The 14,864-nt window shown below is 71.8% G+C and carries 13 protein-coding genes; 8 read left to right on the forward strand and 5 right to left on the reverse strand.

Features of this window, described 5'->3' with window-relative positions:
* Positions 1–31: 31 nt before the first annotated feature.
* A complete protein-coding gene (locus tag E6W39_RS38740) occupies positions 32–1,144 on the reverse strand; it encodes a DUF1648 domain-containing protein (RefSeq protein ID WP_141637447.1) in 1,113 nt (370 codons plus the stop codon).
* Complete coding sequence (locus E6W39_RS43330) at positions 1,141–1,599, reverse strand: GntR family transcriptional regulator (protein ID WP_141637448.1); 459 nt, start codon at positions 1,597–1,599, stop codon at positions 1,141–1,143. Before E6W39_RS43330 ends, E6W39_RS38740 begins: the two co-directional genes overlap by 4 nt.
* A gap of 507 nt (positions 1,600–2,106) precedes the next feature.
* On the opposite strand from E6W39_RS43330, the gene E6W39_RS38750 reads away from it, so the two are divergent.
* From E6W39_RS38750 to E6W39_RS38770, 6 genes are all read left to right on the forward strand, one after another.
* Complete coding sequence (locus tag E6W39_RS38750) at positions 2,107–2,883, forward strand: response regulator transcription factor (protein ID WP_141638214.1); 777 nt, start codon at positions 2,107–2,109, stop codon at positions 2,881–2,883.
* Positions 2,880–4,016 carry a sensor histidine kinase gene (locus E6W39_RS38755; protein ID WP_141638213.1) on the forward strand — a complete coding sequence of 379 codons (1,137 nt, stop codon included), beginning with the start codon at positions 2,880–2,882 and terminating at the stop codon, positions 4,014–4,016. Before E6W39_RS38750 ends, E6W39_RS38755 begins: the two co-directional genes overlap by 4 nt.
* 462 nt (positions 4,017–4,478) lie before the next feature.
* Positions 4,479–6,971: a class III lanthionine synthetase LanKC gene (gene lanKC / locus E6W39_RS38760; protein WP_181799660.1), complete on the forward strand. Its 2,493-nt coding sequence runs from the start codon at positions 4,479–4,481 to the stop codon at positions 6,969–6,971.
* Between the two features lie 397 nt (positions 6,972–7,368).
* Entirely contained in the window at positions 7,369–7,476 is a 108-nt protein-coding gene (locus E6W39_RS40680; protein WP_220140331.1) for a class III lanthipeptide, read from the forward strand.
* Positions 7,477–7,566: 90 nt separating this feature from the next.
* Positions 7,567–8,817, forward strand: coding sequence for an MFS transporter (locus E6W39_RS38765; protein ID WP_181799661.1), 1,251 nt, complete (start codon positions 7,567–7,569; stop codon positions 8,815–8,817).
* Entirely contained in the window at positions 8,817–10,874 is a 2,058-nt protein-coding gene (locus tag E6W39_RS38770) for a prolyl oligopeptidase family serine peptidase (RefSeq protein ID WP_141637451.1), read from the forward strand. Before E6W39_RS38765 ends, E6W39_RS38770 begins: the two co-directional genes overlap by 1 nt.
* 21 nt (positions 10,875–10,895) lie before the next feature.
* Here E6W39_RS38770 and E6W39_RS38775 read toward each other — a convergent pair whose 3' ends face one another.
* The 3 genes from E6W39_RS38775 to E6W39_RS38785 all read right to left on the reverse strand — a co-directional run bounded on the left by E6W39_RS38775 (position 10,896) and on the right by E6W39_RS38785 (position 13,311).
* Positions 10,896–11,765 (reverse strand): PaaX family transcriptional regulator, encoded by an 870-nt coding sequence (locus E6W39_RS38775; RefSeq protein WP_228718593.1) that lies wholly within the window; start codon positions 11,763–11,765, stop codon positions 10,896–10,898.
* Positions 11,766–11,889: 124 nt separating this feature from the next.
* A complete protein-coding gene (locus E6W39_RS38780; RefSeq protein WP_141637452.1) occupies positions 11,890–12,777 on the reverse strand; it encodes a fumarylacetoacetate hydrolase family protein in 888 nt (295 codons plus the stop codon).
* A gap of 114 nt (positions 12,778–12,891) precedes the next feature.
* Entirely contained in the window at positions 12,892–13,311 is a 420-nt protein-coding gene (locus tag E6W39_RS38785; RefSeq protein ID WP_141637453.1) for a RidA family protein, read from the reverse strand.
* A 136-nt stretch (positions 13,312–13,447) separates the two neighbouring features.
* Between E6W39_RS38785 and E6W39_RS38790 the strand changes: the two genes are divergently transcribed.
* The gene (locus E6W39_RS38790) at positions 13,448–13,930 is read left to right on the forward strand and encodes a cupin domain-containing protein (protein ID WP_141637454.1); all 483 of its coding nucleotides are present in this window, start codon (positions 13,448–13,450) and stop codon (positions 13,928–13,930) included.
* Positions 13,927–14,832, forward strand: a complete 906-nt coding sequence (locus E6W39_RS38795) for an acyl-CoA thioesterase (RefSeq protein WP_141637455.1) — start codon at positions 13,927–13,929, stop codon at positions 14,830–14,832. Before E6W39_RS38790 ends, E6W39_RS38795 begins: the two co-directional genes overlap by 4 nt.
* Positions 14,833–14,864 lie beyond the last annotated feature (32 nt).

A 14,864-nucleotide genomic window follows, 5' to 3' on the forward strand; every position in this document is an offset into this window, starting at 1 on the left:
TGAGTTGGGATTGATTTCGAGTTCTGGTAGCTCAGCGGCTGATCAACTGCAGGATGACGATGAAGACGGCCAGTCCCGCGACCAGCAGCAGGCAGCGCGGATTGCCGAAGTTGATGGTCCAGCCGATGCCGAACCGCTTGGCGACGAAGAGGGACGGGTCCTGCCGGTTGACATAGAACAGACCGCCGGCGCGCCAGTAGCGGTCGTCGTCCGGGGCCACCACCCGCGGGTCGGCGGGTTCGCCCGCCGCGCCGTCCCGGGCACCCGTCGCCAGGCGGCTGCCGCCCTGCCCGGTGCGCACCGCGATCGCGACGACGACGAGCAGGCCGGCCATGATCGGCGCCAGCACGGGGAACGGGGAGAACGAGAGGTCGCCGTGCCAGGTCTGCCAGGCCGCGGCCAGTATGCCCAGGTTGACGCAGGCCCCCAGCACCATGACCGACCCCGCGGTCCGGACGACGAACCGCCGGTGCCGCGCGGCGCTGGCCGCCGGCTGCGCCGGGTCGAGCTCGGCCCGGGAGCGGAGGACCAGCCAGGTCACCAGCAGCAGCAGCCCGGTGAGCGCGAGTTGGATGAAGACCGGCGCGAAGGCGGTGCCGATCGACTTGTCCGCCAACCGGTCGGCGTTCCCGCGGGTGGCGTAGTGCATCGGCAGCCGGCCCGGCATCGACGGGTACTCCACTGCGGCGAGCACCGCGGTGACCACGGGGACCAGCAGCGCGGGCACGGCCCACCACCAGGGGTAGCGCACCGGCTCGGTGCGCAGCGAGGTGTCCACGGCGACCACCTGGCGCAGGCCCCCGTACCAGTCCTCGCCGCGCTTGACCGCCCGGATCGCGCGACGAGCACGCAGGTACCCGACCGTGGACACCGCCGCGATCGCCGTCGACGCGCCGGCGAACAGCGGCTTGCCCGGGAACACGAGGCAGTAGACGAGCTCGGCCGCGAACACCGCCCCGCCGACGCCGCCCACCCACCAGCGGTAGGCGCGCCGCTGCTCGGCGACCACCGGGGCGTCGGCGTGCGCGGGCGGGGTCCGCACCCCGAAGGGCAGCGTCGGCCCGGTGAGGGCGGGCATCAGCCACGCCGTCAGCAGGATGACGAAGGGTATGACCACCTGAACGACAGCTGTTCCGGACATCATGCCGGCTCTCCTAGGCCTCTCTGTTCCATGCCGAGCTCTCCACCGCGCCGATCGCCGACCTGCCCGCCGGGCTGGGCCCCGAAGGAGCCGACCACCCGGCCGCACATCGTCAGCACGGCCGCCGCGTCCACCCCTTGCGCCGCCGCCTCGGCGAGCAGCGTCCGCAGCCTGGCCGACCACTCGTCGGCGAAGCCGGGAGGCGGCGGCCCGGAGTGCGGGTCCCGCTGCACCACCGCGCCGCTCTTGCGGTTCAGCCGTAGCAGGCCCTCCTGGCGCAGCAGGTCGTAGGCCTTGTTGACGGTGTGGAAGTTGATGCCGAGGTCGCCGGCCAGCTGCCGGGTCGACGGCAGGGCGCTGCCCTCCACCAACTCGCCCACCGCGATGGCCTCGACGACCTGGTCCCGGATCTGCTGATAGATCGGGACGGCGCTGCTCAGGTCGATGCTCAGGATCACGGGTGACTCCCTGGGGTGTATCTGCTCTATTACTTATAGAACAGACCGTCAGGCGCCGGCAAGCAGGGGAGCGTCAGTGAAGCGTCAAGACGGCCGGGACCGGCGGACGGGCACCGGCGTTCCGGAACCGTAAGGTCCCGGCACCCGAGTTCCGTTCTGCCCGGCCTCTGCAGTGCCCTGGACATTCGCCGGGGATGGAGAGGGGCAGAGACGATGGCCGATCAGGATGCGGCGGAGCGAGCCGAGCTCGGGGTGATCGGCGGCTCGGGGCTGTACGCGCTGCTGGACGACATGGCCGAGGTGCGGGTGGACACTCCCTACGGGCCGCCGAGCGACGCGCTGTTCGTGGGAGAGGTGGCCGGGCGGCGTGTGGCGTGGCGCGCGGCGGTCGTCCGGTGGCCATCACGACGACTGGGAACCGAACCTGGGGTCGAGCGGACCTTACGGATTGCGAACGGGGCGCCCGACCGGCAGTCGGGACCGGCTCGGGCGCCTATCCTCGGCGGGATGAACGAGAGTCCCGCCACCGCCGGAGCGCCACCGCGTCCGGGCCGCATCCTGGTGATCGACGACGACCCGACCGTGGCCGAGGTCGTCGCCGGCTACCTGACCCGGGCCGGCCACCAGGTGGACCTGGCCGCCGACGGCACCCAGGGCCTCGCGCTGGCCCGCGCGGACCGCCCCTCGCTCGTGGTGCTCGACTTGATGCTGCCCGGCATCGACGGCCTGGAGGTGCTGCGCCGGCTGCGTGCCGCCGAGGACGGCGCCGACCTGCCCGTGGTGCTGCTCACGGCCAGGGGCGACGAGGCCGACCGCATCCTCGGCCTGGAGCTGGGAGCCGACGACTACGTCACCAAGCCGTTCAGCCCGCGCGAACTGGTGCTGCGGGTGCAGTCCGTACTGCGGCGCGCCCGGGCTGCCGCGCCCGGGACCGCGCCCGGCACCCCGCTGCGGTCGGGGGACATCACGCTCGACCCGCAGGCCCGCCGGGCCAGCCGCGGCGAGCTCGAACTGTCGCTGACACTGCGGGAGTTCGACCTGCTCGCGTTCCTGATCCAGCACCCGGGCGCGGTGTTCTCCCGGCAGGAGCTGATGCAGCGGGTGTGGGGCTGGGACTTCGGCGACCTGTCCACCGTCACCGTGCACATCCGCCGGCTTCGCGAGAAGGTCGAGGATGACCCCGGTGCGCCGGCCTTGATCACCACTGTCTGGGGCATCGGCTACCGCTACGACCCGGCGGCGGGGACGGGAGCGGCGGCGCCCGGGCAGGACGGTCCTTGGTGAAGGACCTGCTGCTGATCGCCCTGTTCGCCGCGCTCGGCGCGGGCGGCGCCGGCCTGATCGGCTGGGCGGCCGTGCGGTGGCTGCGCCGGCGGTCGATGGCGCTGTCGCTGTTCTGCGTCGCGGCCGTCACCGTGCTGGCGGTCACCTCCGGCACCTTCGCCGTGGCGCAGGCGATGTTCCTCTCCCACCACGACCTCGGGGTGGTGATCACCGTGCTCGCCATGGCCTCGGTGGTGGCGCTGGCGACGGCCGCGCTGCTCGGGCGCCAGGTGGTCGCCGGCAGCCGGGCGCTCGCCACCGCCGCGCGTACCGTCGGCAGTGACACCGGCTTCACCGCGCCGGACCACCCGCTCGGCCGCGAGCTGGCCCAGCTCAGCGAGGAACTCGCCGCCACCAGTGCCCGGTTGGCCGAGTCCAGGGCCCGCGCCAAGGCGCTGGACGCCTCGCGCCGCGAGCTGATCGCCTGGATCTCGCACGACCTGCGCACGCCGCTGGCGGGCCTGCGGGCGATGGCGGAGGCGCTGGAGGACGGCGTCGCCGACCAGCCGGAGCGCTACCTGCAGCGGATCCGCACCGAGGTCGAGCGGCTCACCGGGATGGTGGACGACCTCTTCGAGCTCTCCCGGATCCAGGCCGGCGCGCTCTCCCTCTCGCTCGCCCGGGTCTCGGTCTACGACCTGGTCGACGACGCGCTGGCCGGTGCCCACCCGCTGGCCCGGGAGCGGGGGGTGCGCCTGGAGGGCCGCCAGGTGGCGGCGGAGCCGGTGGAGGTGGACAGCAGGGAGATCACCCGGGTCCTGGGCAACCTGCTGGTCAACGCGATCCGCTCGACCCCGCAGGACGGGGTGGTCGCCGTGTCCGCCCGCCGGGAGGCCGACGAGGTGGTGCTCTCGGTCACCGACGGCTGCGGTGGCATTCCGGAGCAGGACCTCACCCGGGTCTTCGAGACCGGCTGGCGGGGCAGCGCCGCCCGCACCCCGCGGCGCGATCCCGGGGAGGGCGGGGACAGCGGCGCGGGGCTCGGGCTGGCCATCGTGCGCGGCATCGTCGAGGCCCACGCCGGGCGCGCCCGGGTGCACAACGTGGTCGGCGGCTGCTGCTTCGAGATCGCCCTCCCAGCGGCGCGGGCATAGCCGGCCCGGGGCCGGCGCGGCCGGGGGCGCGGCGGGGACCGTCCAGCGCCTCGCCGCAGCACCCGTTGGCCGGGCGGCCGCCGCCCGCCGCCCCGCCTGCGCGGTCGGCGCCGGGCCCGCAGCGCCCGCCGCCCGAGTGGCCCGCGTTCGGCCTGCTCGGGGGCGCAGCGCCGGGTGCCTGAGCCTCACCCGTTCGGGTCCGCAGCAGTGGCGGCCTGCCGCCGGGCCCGTTCGGGCCCGCAGTGTCTGCCGCCTGCATTCCGCCCCCGTTCGGTAAGGATGGCGGTTGCGTGGCGCGGGTTGAGAGCGAGGTCCCGTCGGGTGGTCCGGGTGCGGGCACCGGGACATGAAGTACCTGGTGCTGATGCATGTCGATGCGACGTTCATCGGCCGTAGATCCAGGCCTTCCAGACTGTTTATCAATGCAGGCGATGGAAGGCAGCTCACGTCATGGTCGACCAGATGAACTACACGCTCATGGAGGGTGATTTCTTCCTCCCGAGCGCGCTGACTCCCGACACGGGACGCCGCTATTCCGTCCAGCTCCCGGCCGGATGGGAAACGGGCTCGGAGAGCGTCTGGTCGTATTACGCGCCGCTGGGCTTCGAATGGCCGGAGCAGGGGTGGAAGATCCATGTCTCCAGCAGGATCGCCGATGTGGAGAAGGTCTTCGGCATAGCCGCCGGGATATGTTTCGCAAGCGGGATCCCGTTCAAGCACGTCGCTGCCAAGAAGTTCTACCTGCTGCTCAACCACAAGCACGGATCACGGGTGCAGGCGGGCAAGTGCTTCGTCGCCTATCCGGCGTCCGAAGCCGCTGCCAAGCCCCTCCTGGACGAACTGGCCGAGGCGCTGGCGGGGTTCGTCGGACCGTACGTCCTCACCGACCGCCGCTACGGCGGCAGCAGGACCGTCCACTACCGGTACGGCAGCATCAAGCCCCGGTTCCGGCTGCTGGGCGACGGCTCGAAGCAGTGGCTGGTCCGTGACGCACAGGGCGTCGACGTCGAAGACCGCCGGCTGCCCTTCTTCACGCTGCCCGCGGGAATCGAGGACCCCTTCGCGCCGCCCCAGGACTCCCCGCAGGACGACGGCCCCCCGACTGTCGGCGGCTTTCGGATCGTCAAGGCCGTCCAGCACAGCAATGCGGGCGGGACCTACCAGGCGATCCACCCGGTTACCGGGGAGACGGTCATCCTCAAGGAGGCGCGACCCGGCACCGGGCTCTCCTGGGACGGGGTCGAGGCCCAGGAGCGACTGCAGCGCGAATACCACACCCTGAAGGACATTTCGGCACGCGCTCCGGGGCTCTGCCCCGAGCCCTACGACCTGTTCAGCGAGTGGGAGCACGACTTCCTGGCCGAGGAACTCGTGGACGGAGTCGGCCTGACCCGATGGATCGCCACCAACTGCCCGATCATCCAAGCCGATCGCTCCACCGATGACTTCGCGGCGTACTACCGCAGATGCGAGCGGATCATCGCGAGCCTCGGAGCCGCACTCGACCGCCTGCACGCCCTCGGCTACGTGTTCAGCGACGTGTCACCGGGCAACATCCTGGTCCGCGATGACGACACGGTCAGGCTCATCGACTTCGAAACCGCACACCGGGTGAGCGAGACCGTCCCATTGCTGGGCACCGACGGATACGCTCCGCCCCCGGAGTTGGACGACGGCGACCCGTACCTGCGCGACCACTACGGCCTGTCGGCCGTGGCGCTCGCCCTGTTGTTCCCGTTCCACCAGGTCGCAGGCCGGTCGCCGCGGAATCTCCACCTGCTCCACAGCGCCCTGTCGGAGCGGGCTCCGGTCCCGCCTGCCCTCTGGCAACGCGCCATCCGCTACCGCGAGTTGGGAGCCCCGGCTGCTCGGCCGACCGTGGACGAGCTGCTGACCTCGGTCGCCGACGGGCTGCTCGCCGACGCCGACGCGGGCCGCCCCGAGTGGATGTTCCCCCCGCCGTCGCGGGCATACGAGACCAACTTCCTTTCCGCAGCCCATGGTTCGGCCGGAATCCTGCACGCACTCCACCACGCCCGGGTCAGGATCCCGGACGCCATCGAGCAGCGGTTCCTCGCCGAAGTCGACAAGCAGCACACCGCCCTGCCGCCAGGGCTGCACGCGGGCACGGCGGGAATCGCCTGGGTGCTCGACGAACTCGGCCACACCGAACGGTCGTTGTCGCTCCTGAAGTTCTCCGCCGCGCATCCGCTGACCCAGGACGGTGACGACCTGGGCAACGGTGCGGCCGGAGTGGGCCTCGCGCTGCTGGCCGTCCACCGCAGCACGGGCGAGGACCGGTTGCTGGACATCGCCGCCTTGCTGGGCGAGCGGATCGTGACGGAGCCGAAGCGCACGAAGGCTGCCCCCGGGCTGGCCAAGGGGCTCGCGGGCATCTCCTACTTCCTGTTCCATCTGGCCAGGGCCACGGGCAACGACCGGTACCACCATGCCGGTTCGCGAATGCTGCGCGCCGAACTGGAGCGGACCGTCAGGCTGCCGGACGGGTCCATCTCGGTCTGCGACGACCCCGCACGCCCACGGGCCCTGCCCTACCTCGCCGACGGGTCGGCCGGCATCGGCCTGGCCCTGACCCGGTACGCGTCCCTCGAGAGCGGTGCCGACCTCAGGCCCTGGCTGGACGGAATCCGCGCCGACGACACCAAGAAGGTCACGATCCAGGCGGGGCTGCACCAAGGGCTGGCCGGTCTGGTGGTCTTCCACGCCGACCACGCCCGGTGGGCGGGCTCGCCGGCCGACGACGTCACGGCGCGCCAACTGGCCGACGGCTTGGCCATGCACGCCATTCCCTATGAGCGCGGCGGAGTGCGCATCCTCGGTCACGGCCTGTCCCGTTTCAGCGCGGACCTGGCCACCGGTTCCGCCGGAGTGCTCGCCGCCCTGAGCCGACTCGCCTTCGGTGCCAACGGCCAAGGGTTCGTGCTCAATCCCTGAGCTGCGCAGGGGCGGAATTCGCCTTTCGTCCCTGCGCTTTCCTCCGCCCCGCCACACCCGAGAGGAGGTGAATCGAAATGACCAACGTTCTTGCTCTGCAGGTTCTTTCCGCTGACGTCGACACCGACGACGCGCCGTGGAGCTCCCTCAGCCTCGCCGGCTGCTGGGATGTCGAGGCCGTGTGATGAGGCTGCTGGACTGATGTTCCTTTCCACATGCGAGAGGAGGTGAATTGAAATGACCAACGTTCTTGCTCTGCAGGTTCTTTCCGCTGACGTCGACACCGACGACGCGCCGTGGAGCTCCCTCAGCCTCGCCGGCTGCTGGGCTGACGAGGCCGTGTGATGAGGCTGCTGGACTGATGTTCCTTTCCACATGCGAGAGGAGGTGAATTGAAATGACCAACGTTCTTGCTCTGCAGGTTCTTTCCGCTGACGTCGACACCGACGACGCGCCGTGGAGCTCCGTCAGCATCATCGGCTGCGGCGACCTCGAGGTCGCCTGAGCGCAAGCCGGCTGAATGACCGTGTGGGAGGCGGCCGCACAGCGGCTGCCTCCCACACGCACACCCACACCAGCGAGGAAGGGACAAGAGGTGAAGCGCGACTTCCGGTGGTATCTGCTCGGGCAGACCACATCCGCCGCAGGATCCGCGCTGACCACCGTCGCCCTGCCGTACCTGGCCGTGCACCAACTGGCCGCCTCCACCGGCCGGACCGGCGCGCTCGCGGCTGCCCCACCCGTCGTCATGCTGCTCTTCGGCTTTCCCCTGGCCGGCTGGCTGGACCGCCGCCCACGCAAGCGGCGCTGGCTGGTCCGGGCCGACCTGTTGGCCTGCGCGGCGCTGTTCGCGGCGGCCGCCGCGCTCGCCACCAACCGACTGACCCTCTCCACCCTGACCTTGCTCGCCGCCGTTCTCGGCGCCTGCGGCCTCGTGGTGGAGGCCGGCTACTTCGCCCACCTGCGCACCCTCGTGCCCGGCGAGGCGCTCATCCGCGCCCGCGGCTGGCTCCAGGGCGGGGAGCAGGTCGGCAAGCTGCTGGGACGGGCCGTGTTCGGCCTCGTCATCGCCGGCCTGGGCGCCACCGCCCCCTTCATCTGCGACGCGGCCAGTTTCGCCGTCAGTGCGGTCTGCCTGCTGGCCATCCGCACCCCCGACCGCCCCGCACGCCCCGCCCGGGAGCCCGCCCGGACGTCCGACGATCAGCTTCCCGAGGGGCCCGCACCCGGGACCGGCCGGGCCTGGTGGCCCACCGATCCCGCACTGCGCCGGCTGCTGCCCGCAGTCCTGGCCGGGGCCGCCGGCAGCGGGGCGATCAGCGCGCTGCTCGCCCCCTACCTGCTGCGTGACCTGGCCGTCCCGGGGTCCTGGTACGGCATGGTCTTCGTGCTCGCCGGAGGGACCGGACTCGTCGGCTCGGCCCTGGGCGTGCGGCTCACCCGGCGGCTGCCGCCGCTGTCCCTCGCGGTCGCGGGCCTGCTCGGCGTGGCCCTGACCGCTGCCCTGCTGCCACTCGCCGCCGGGCCCTGGTGGCTCGCGACCGTGCTGGTCTCCGCCTCCATGGCGGGCCAGGCCTGCTGCGGTGCGGTCTCCAACATCGGTCTCACCGGCTACGTCACCGTCGTCGTGCCGGAGGCCCAACTCGGCCGTGCAGGTGTGTCGTTGCAGATACTCGGCGCCGTGGGACAGATCGCGGGCGCGCTGGGCGCCGGGTTGCTGGCGTCAAGCACGGGGGCGACGCCCGTCCTCTGGCTGGCGGTGGCGCTGGGGGCGGCCGGCCCGTTGTGGCTACTGAGCCCCCGCACCCGAGTGGCCCCGATCCCCGATTCTGCTGGGAGGCCCTGATGCCGTTCCACTATCCGCCCGCGCCACGCGGCGAGACCGTGGACGTCCTCCACGGGCACCGCGTCCCCGACCCGTACCGGTGGCTCGAGGAGGCGGAGGCACCCGCCACACGTGACTGGCTCGCCCGCCAGCACGACCTGGCGCAGGCGTACTTGGAGCGACTGCCCGGGCGGGACGCGATGGGGGCCCTGCTGGAGGCGTCGCTGGCCCACGACCTGGTCTCGGTGCCGCGTCTGCGGGGGGAGGTGGAGTTCTTCACGCGCCGGCGGGAGAACGACGAACGCGACAGCGTGTGGCGGCGCGGACCGGACGGCACCGAGGACTGCGTCCTCGACGTCGGCGGTCGGGAAGGGGCCGTCCTGGAGGCGTGGGACGTCTCGCCGGACGGGCACCTGATCGCCTACCAGGTCTCCGCGCGCGGCACCGAGTGGTGCACCCTGCACGTCCGCCGGCTCGTCACGGGTGAGGACGCGCAGGAGGTGGCGGGCACCCGGGGCGGTCCGATCGCCTGGCTGCCCGACGGTTCGGGTTTCTACTACGTCCACTGCACACCGCGCGGGGCCGCACTGCACCGCCGCGTCATGCTGCACCGGTTGGGCACCGCCCAGGCCATGGACCGCGCGGTCTTCACCCCGGACCGCCCCGGCTCGCTCAAGGTCCAGCTGTACCAAGCTCGTTGGCTGCTCGTGGACGCCTCTCCCGGGCCCGGCGCCCCCAATGAGATCCAACTCGCCGACCTTGCCGACTCCTCGCCCGAGGCACCGCACTGGAGCGTGGTCCAGCCTGCGGGAACGGCCGTCACCACGGCCGCCGTCGGACCGGACGACCGGCTCTACCTCCGCACCACCCACGGAGCCGACCGAGGCCGGCTGTGCGTCGCCGGCTCCGCCACGCAGGGCCCGGCGCACTGGCAGGAGATCGTGCCGGAGGCGCCCGACGCCGTCCTGATCAGCTTCGCCCTCCTCGGGCAGCGCGGTGCGGCCCCCGAGATCCTGGTCAGCCGGCTCCGCGACGCGGCTCATGAACTCGTCCGCTACCCGGCCCCGTCCGAGCCCGCTCGCTACGGCGACGCGGAGACACTGCTCACGGCCACCGGCACCATCGCGCACCTCTCATCGCCCACCGTGCCCGCCGACCAAGTCGGCTTCTCCTACGGCGACTACCTCACCCCCAGGGCGCCCTTCAGCTATCACCGCGCAGCCGGAGTGCGCGGCACCCCTCGCCAACGGCGTGCCACACAACGTCAGTTCAGGACCTTCTACCCGTCCGTGGACGGCACGTCGGTGCCGATCTGCGTGATCGCTCCCCGCGAGCGCTCCGGTCCCCGCCCCACCCTGCTCACCTGCTACGGCGGCTTCGGCATCGCGGTCACGCCCGCGTACGACGCACTGCTCCACGCCTGGGTGGAGGCCGGAGGGATCTGCGCCGTGGCCTCCGTCAGGGGCGGCGGAGAGTACGGGGCGGCCTGGCACCGCGACGGCCGTGGGGCCCGGAAGCAGAACAGCATCGACGACCTGAACCGTGCCGCCGAATGGCTCATCGAGGCGGGATGGACGTCCGAGCACGGTCTCGGCCTGCTCGGGGCCAGCAACGCCGGCCTGCTGGCGGGCGCCGCGCTCACCCAGCGGCCGGAGCTCTACGCGGCTGCCGTCTGCGTCGCGCCCCTCATGGACATGGTCCGCTACGAGCGGTTCGGCCTGGGCGGCGCCTGGACACCGGAGTACGGCAGCGCGGCCCGATCCGAGGAACTCCGCTGGCTGCTCTCGTACTCCCCGTACCAGCGTGCCGCGCAGGGCCCGGGCCAGGCGTATCCGTCGACGCTGCTCCTGGCCCACGAGAACGACACCCGAGTCGATCCGGTGCATGCGCGCAAGATGTGCGCGGCCCTGCAGAACGCCACCACCAGCGACCGCCCGGTCCTGCTGAGGATGTCGAGGGATACGGGCCACGGCAGACGAGGGCGCAGTCAGGACCACGCGCTGGCCACCGACATCCTGGGCTTCCTCGCCCATGAGACGGGGTTGCTCGGCCGTGCTGTGCGGCCCGGGGGAGCTTGAGGCCGAGCCCGAACTCCCCGACTACCCCTGTGCGTGGATCACTTCGAGGGCGTGCTCGCGTGCCGGAGTGCCGAGCAGGGTGTTCAACTCGTCGAACAGCGCGCCGGCGGTGACTCCGTTCCAGCCCGGTGGCAGCAGCGACAGCGGCAGCCCGGGGTCGCGGTACGGCAGTCGGCGCCACTCGGTGAGCATCGGGACGTAGAGCTGGAACGCCTCCGGCGGGGCCTTCTCGACCGCCCGCGCCGCGTCGCGGACCGGGCGGTAGCGGCGCAGGAAGTCCGAGTACAGGGCGGCGAGTTCATCCAGGTCCCACCAGGCGCGGACCTTGGACCGCAGATCGCCGAAGGCGAAGTGGTCGCCGGTGAAGATGTCGACGTACTCGGACAGCCCGCGCCGCTCGAGGGTTCGACGGGTCTCGGCCGCCAGGTTCCCCGGCGCGACCCACACCCCCGGTGCGGCCGTGCCGTAGCCGAGTTGGGTCAGGCTGGTCCTGAGCTCGTGCCGTTTCCCCCGCTCGGATTCCGGGACGGAGAACACCACCACGACCCAGCCGTCCTCGGCGACCGCGCGGACCCGCTCGAAGATCCGCACATCGCCTTCGGCGAGCGTCTCCAGGGCCGGGGCCGCCAGCGAGTAGCCGGCGACGCCCGCGTGACGCGTGCTCTGGAGCACGCCACGGCGCTTGAGCCGGGAGATCGACGACCGGACGGCCTGCGCCTCCACGCCGAGGTCCGCCATGAGCCGCACCACCGATGCCACCGAGAGCCAGTTCTGCTCCGCTCGGGCGTACAGGCCGAAGACCGTGATGATCAGCGGCCCGAGGCGGGTGTCCCGGCCGGTCGCCGTCGGCGCTTCGAACTGAACCGGCACCGGCTCACTGGCGACGTCCACGCGCTCCGTCCTTGCTGCTCAGGGCCGCTGCCGACCGTATGATCATTCGCTCGGCAGCCTATCGCCTCGCGGGTGAGCGGTTCGTGCCCGCTCCGGAGGCTCCTTGGGGGCGGGCGATGGTTCGTCAGGTCAGGGAGGTCGAGACCACCCGGTTGCGGAGCTCGCCGAGGCCGCTGACCCGGGTGACGACCAGGTCGCCGTCGCGCAGGAAGACCTGCGGGTCCCGGGCGCTTCCGATGCCGCTCGGGGTGCCGGTGAGGATGAGGTCACCGGCCCGCAGGGTCATGCCGTGGCTGAGCTCGGCGATGATCCGGGCGAAGGAGAAGGCCATCTGGGAGCTGCTGGCGTTCTGCAGCAGCACGTCGTTGACCCGGCACTGCACCCGCAGGTCGCCGGGGTCGGCCACCTCGTCGGCGGTGGTGAGCCAGGGGCCGAGCGGCATCGTGGCGTCGATGCTCTTGCCCTTGAGCCACTGGCCGCCGTGTGCCCGTTGCAGGTCGCGCTGGGAGACGTCGTTGGCGACGAGGTAGCCGAAGATGTGCTCGCGGGCCTTCTCCTCGGGGATGGACCGGCCGTCACGGCCGATGACAAGGGCGATCTCCGCCTCGTAGTCCCACTGGCCGGACAACTCCGCGTCATAGGCGATGTCGTCGACAGGGCCGATGACGGTGTCCGGGCCCTTGGTGAAGAAGGCCGGGCGGGTCGGGCGGGTGGCCGGGTCCTGGCCCTCGCGCTTGCCCTTCGACTCCTCGAAGTGGTCGCAGTAGTTCCAACCGGTGCACAGGATGTCGCGGTTGAACCGGTGCAGCGGTGCTTCGAGGCGGACCTCCGAGAGCCCGACCGTCCGCGCGCCGGAGAGTGCGTTGCGCGCCGCGTCGAGGGCGGCCGGACCGCCGCGGACGAGGTCGTCGACCGTGCCGACGGACCCCGGCAGCAGCGCCACCGCCGCCTCGGCCTCCAGGACGACGCCGGCGCGCCGGGTGCCGTTCACCGTGACAGACGCGAGTTTCATCCCTGCCGCCCCATGCGTGTGCATCCTTCCTGTTCGTCATCAAGAAACATCGATATCGGAGCTCCGCCGCGACGCGGCCCGCATGTCGGGTCGACACCGCACCACGGCCCGGGCTCAGCCGGCCGGCCGCACCAGCCGGTCGTCCGGGATCACGGCGACACCCAGGATCTCGATCATGGCTTCGGGCTGCCACAGGGCAGTGCACCCGATGCCGGCCATGGCCGGATAGACCGGGCCGGCGAGCTCGCGCCAGACCCGGCCGATCTCCTTGCCGTGCGCCTGGTAGTCGGGGATGTCGGTGAGGTAGATGGTCACGCTGACCAAGTCCTCCGGCTTGCCACCCGCTTGGCGCAGCGTCGCGAGCACATTGCCGAACGCCTGGCGGAACTGCTCCACGATGCCGCCCGGGACGATCTTCATTTCGGAGTCGAGAGCGGTCTGGCCACCCAGGTAGAGGGTGTTTCCGGCCAGCGTGCCGTGCGAGTAACCACTCGGCGCGGGAAGGGACTTCGGGTTCACGGCGACGGGCGTCATGGCACCTCCGGTGAAGGCTGCGACTGGCGGCGGGGCCACCCCGGGTGGGGCGGTGCCGCACGTATTGACAATAAATGACGGCCGTGAAAAATACGAGATACCGGTTGAGGCCGGCTATCGAAACGGAGCCGTTCCCATGGAGCCTGACTTCAGCAAGTACCGCCTCGAGGGCGACAACTCGATGTACCGGCTGCCCAGCGGTCTGGTGGCGCCCGTGGTGACGCGGGCCGGCGCGGAGGACCAGGGCACCGCCGACTCCGGAGGGGCCGTGCGCGTCTCGGGCGTCAGCATCCAGCACACCCCGGCCACCAAGCTCTGGTTCGGCAAGGTCAGCAACGAGCCCGGCTACCGCTCGGTCTCCCACCACCACGGTGAGGCCGAGACCGGCGGCTACCTGCTGTCCGGCCGGGGGCGCATCTACTTCGGCGAGAAGTTCGAGGACTACGTCGACATGGCGGAGGGCGACTGGGTCTTCGTGCCGCCGTTCATGCCCCACATCGAGTGCAACCTCTCGCGCACCGAGCCGCTGCTGTGGATGACCACCCGCACCCCGGAGAACATCGTCGTCAACCTGCCCGACGTCGCCGACGCCGACCTGCGCGACTGGCTGGACCGATGACCGCCGGCCCGCTCGCCAGCTCGGCCGTCTTCACCTCGGCCGTCACCCTTACCCCGGCCGAGGCCGAGCACTTCGACCTCGCCTTCACCGCCGTCACCCAGCCGTGCCCCTGGCCCAAGGCCTACGGCGGCGACCTGGTCGCCCAGGCCGCGGCCGCCGCCATGCGGTCGGTGACCGACGGCAAGACCCTGCACTCGATGCACAGCTACTTCCTGCGACCGGTCGACATCGGAGCAGCGGTGCGCCACGAGGTGGAGCTGCTGCGGGACGGCCGCGGGTACAGCACCCGGCAGGTGCGCGCCTACCAGAACGGCAAGCCGGTCTACGTCTGCCTGGCCAACTTCGCCGCCGGCGAGCCCGGCGGCACCTTCCAGGAGTCCTTCGCCGCCGAGGTCCCCGATCCCGAGGAGCTGCCCAGCTCGGCCGAGTACCTCGCGCAGCGCCGCGGCGGCTCGATGACCGATGCGTCGAAGGCCTACTGGTCCCACGGCCGCAGCTTCGACATGCGCCATGTGCCCGGACCGGTCTACCTCACCGTCGAGGGGAAGCAGGCCCCGCACCAGGCGGTGTGGCTGAAGCCCTTCGACCCGCTGCGGCCCGTCGACGGGCTGAGCGAGGCCCAGCGGGACCAGGCCGCGCTCGCCTACGTGTGCGACTACACGATCCTCGAACCCGTGCTGCGCGTGCTCGGCCTGGCCTGGGCCGACCCCGGGCTGGTCACCGCGAGCCTGGACCACGCGATGTGGTTCCACCGGCCCGGACGCGTCGACGACTGGCTGCTCTACGTCCAGGAGGCGGTGGCCGCCGACACCGGCCGCGGCCTCGGCACCGGCCGGTTCTTCACCCGGGACGGCCGTCATCTGGCCACCGTGGCCCAGGAGGGCATGATCCGCTCCGCCTGACTGCCCGACCGCCTGCACCGGCGGGCCCTTGG

The sequence above is a fragment of the Kitasatospora acidiphila genome, assembly GCF_006636205.1.
GTDB lineage: Bacteria > Actinomycetota > Actinomycetes > Streptomycetales > Streptomycetaceae > Kitasatospora > Kitasatospora acidiphila.

What these genes read in the sequence shown, in the direction of transcription:
- E6W39_RS38740 (WP_141637447.1), bottom strand. Translation starts at nt 1,144, where the DNA reads ATGATGTCCGGAACAGCTGTCGTTCAGGTGGTCATACCCTTCGTCATC.
- E6W39_RS38750 (WP_141638214.1), top strand. Translation starts at nt 2,107, where the DNA reads ATGAACGAGAGTCCCGCCACCGCCGGAGCGCCACCGCGTCCGGGCCGC.
- lanKC (WP_181799660.1), top strand. Translation starts at nt 4,479, where the DNA reads ATGAACTACACGCTCATGGAGGGTGATTTCTTCCTCCCGAGCGCGCTG.
- E6W39_RS40680 (WP_220140331.1), top strand. Translation starts at nt 7,369, where the DNA reads ATGACCAACGTTCTTGCTCTGCAGGTTCTTTCCGCTGACGTCGACACC.
- E6W39_RS38770 (WP_141637451.1), top strand. Translation starts at nt 8,817, where the DNA reads ATGCCGTTCCACTATCCGCCCGCGCCACGCGGCGAGACCGTGGACGTC.
- E6W39_RS38780 (WP_141637452.1), bottom strand. Translation starts at nt 12,777, where the DNA reads ATGAAACTCGCGTCTGTCACGGTGAACGGCACCCGGCGCGCCGGCGTC.
- E6W39_RS38785 (WP_141637453.1), bottom strand. Translation starts at nt 13,311, where the DNA reads ATGACGCCCGTCGCCGTGAACCCGAAGTCCCTTCCCGCGCCGAGTGGT.
- E6W39_RS38790 (WP_141637454.1), top strand. Translation starts at nt 13,448, where the DNA reads ATGGAGCCTGACTTCAGCAAGTACCGCCTCGAGGGCGACAACTCGATG.
- E6W39_RS38795 (WP_141637455.1), top strand. Translation starts at nt 13,927, where the DNA reads ATGACCGCCGGCCCGCTCGCCAGCTCGGCCGTCTTCACCTCGGCCGTC.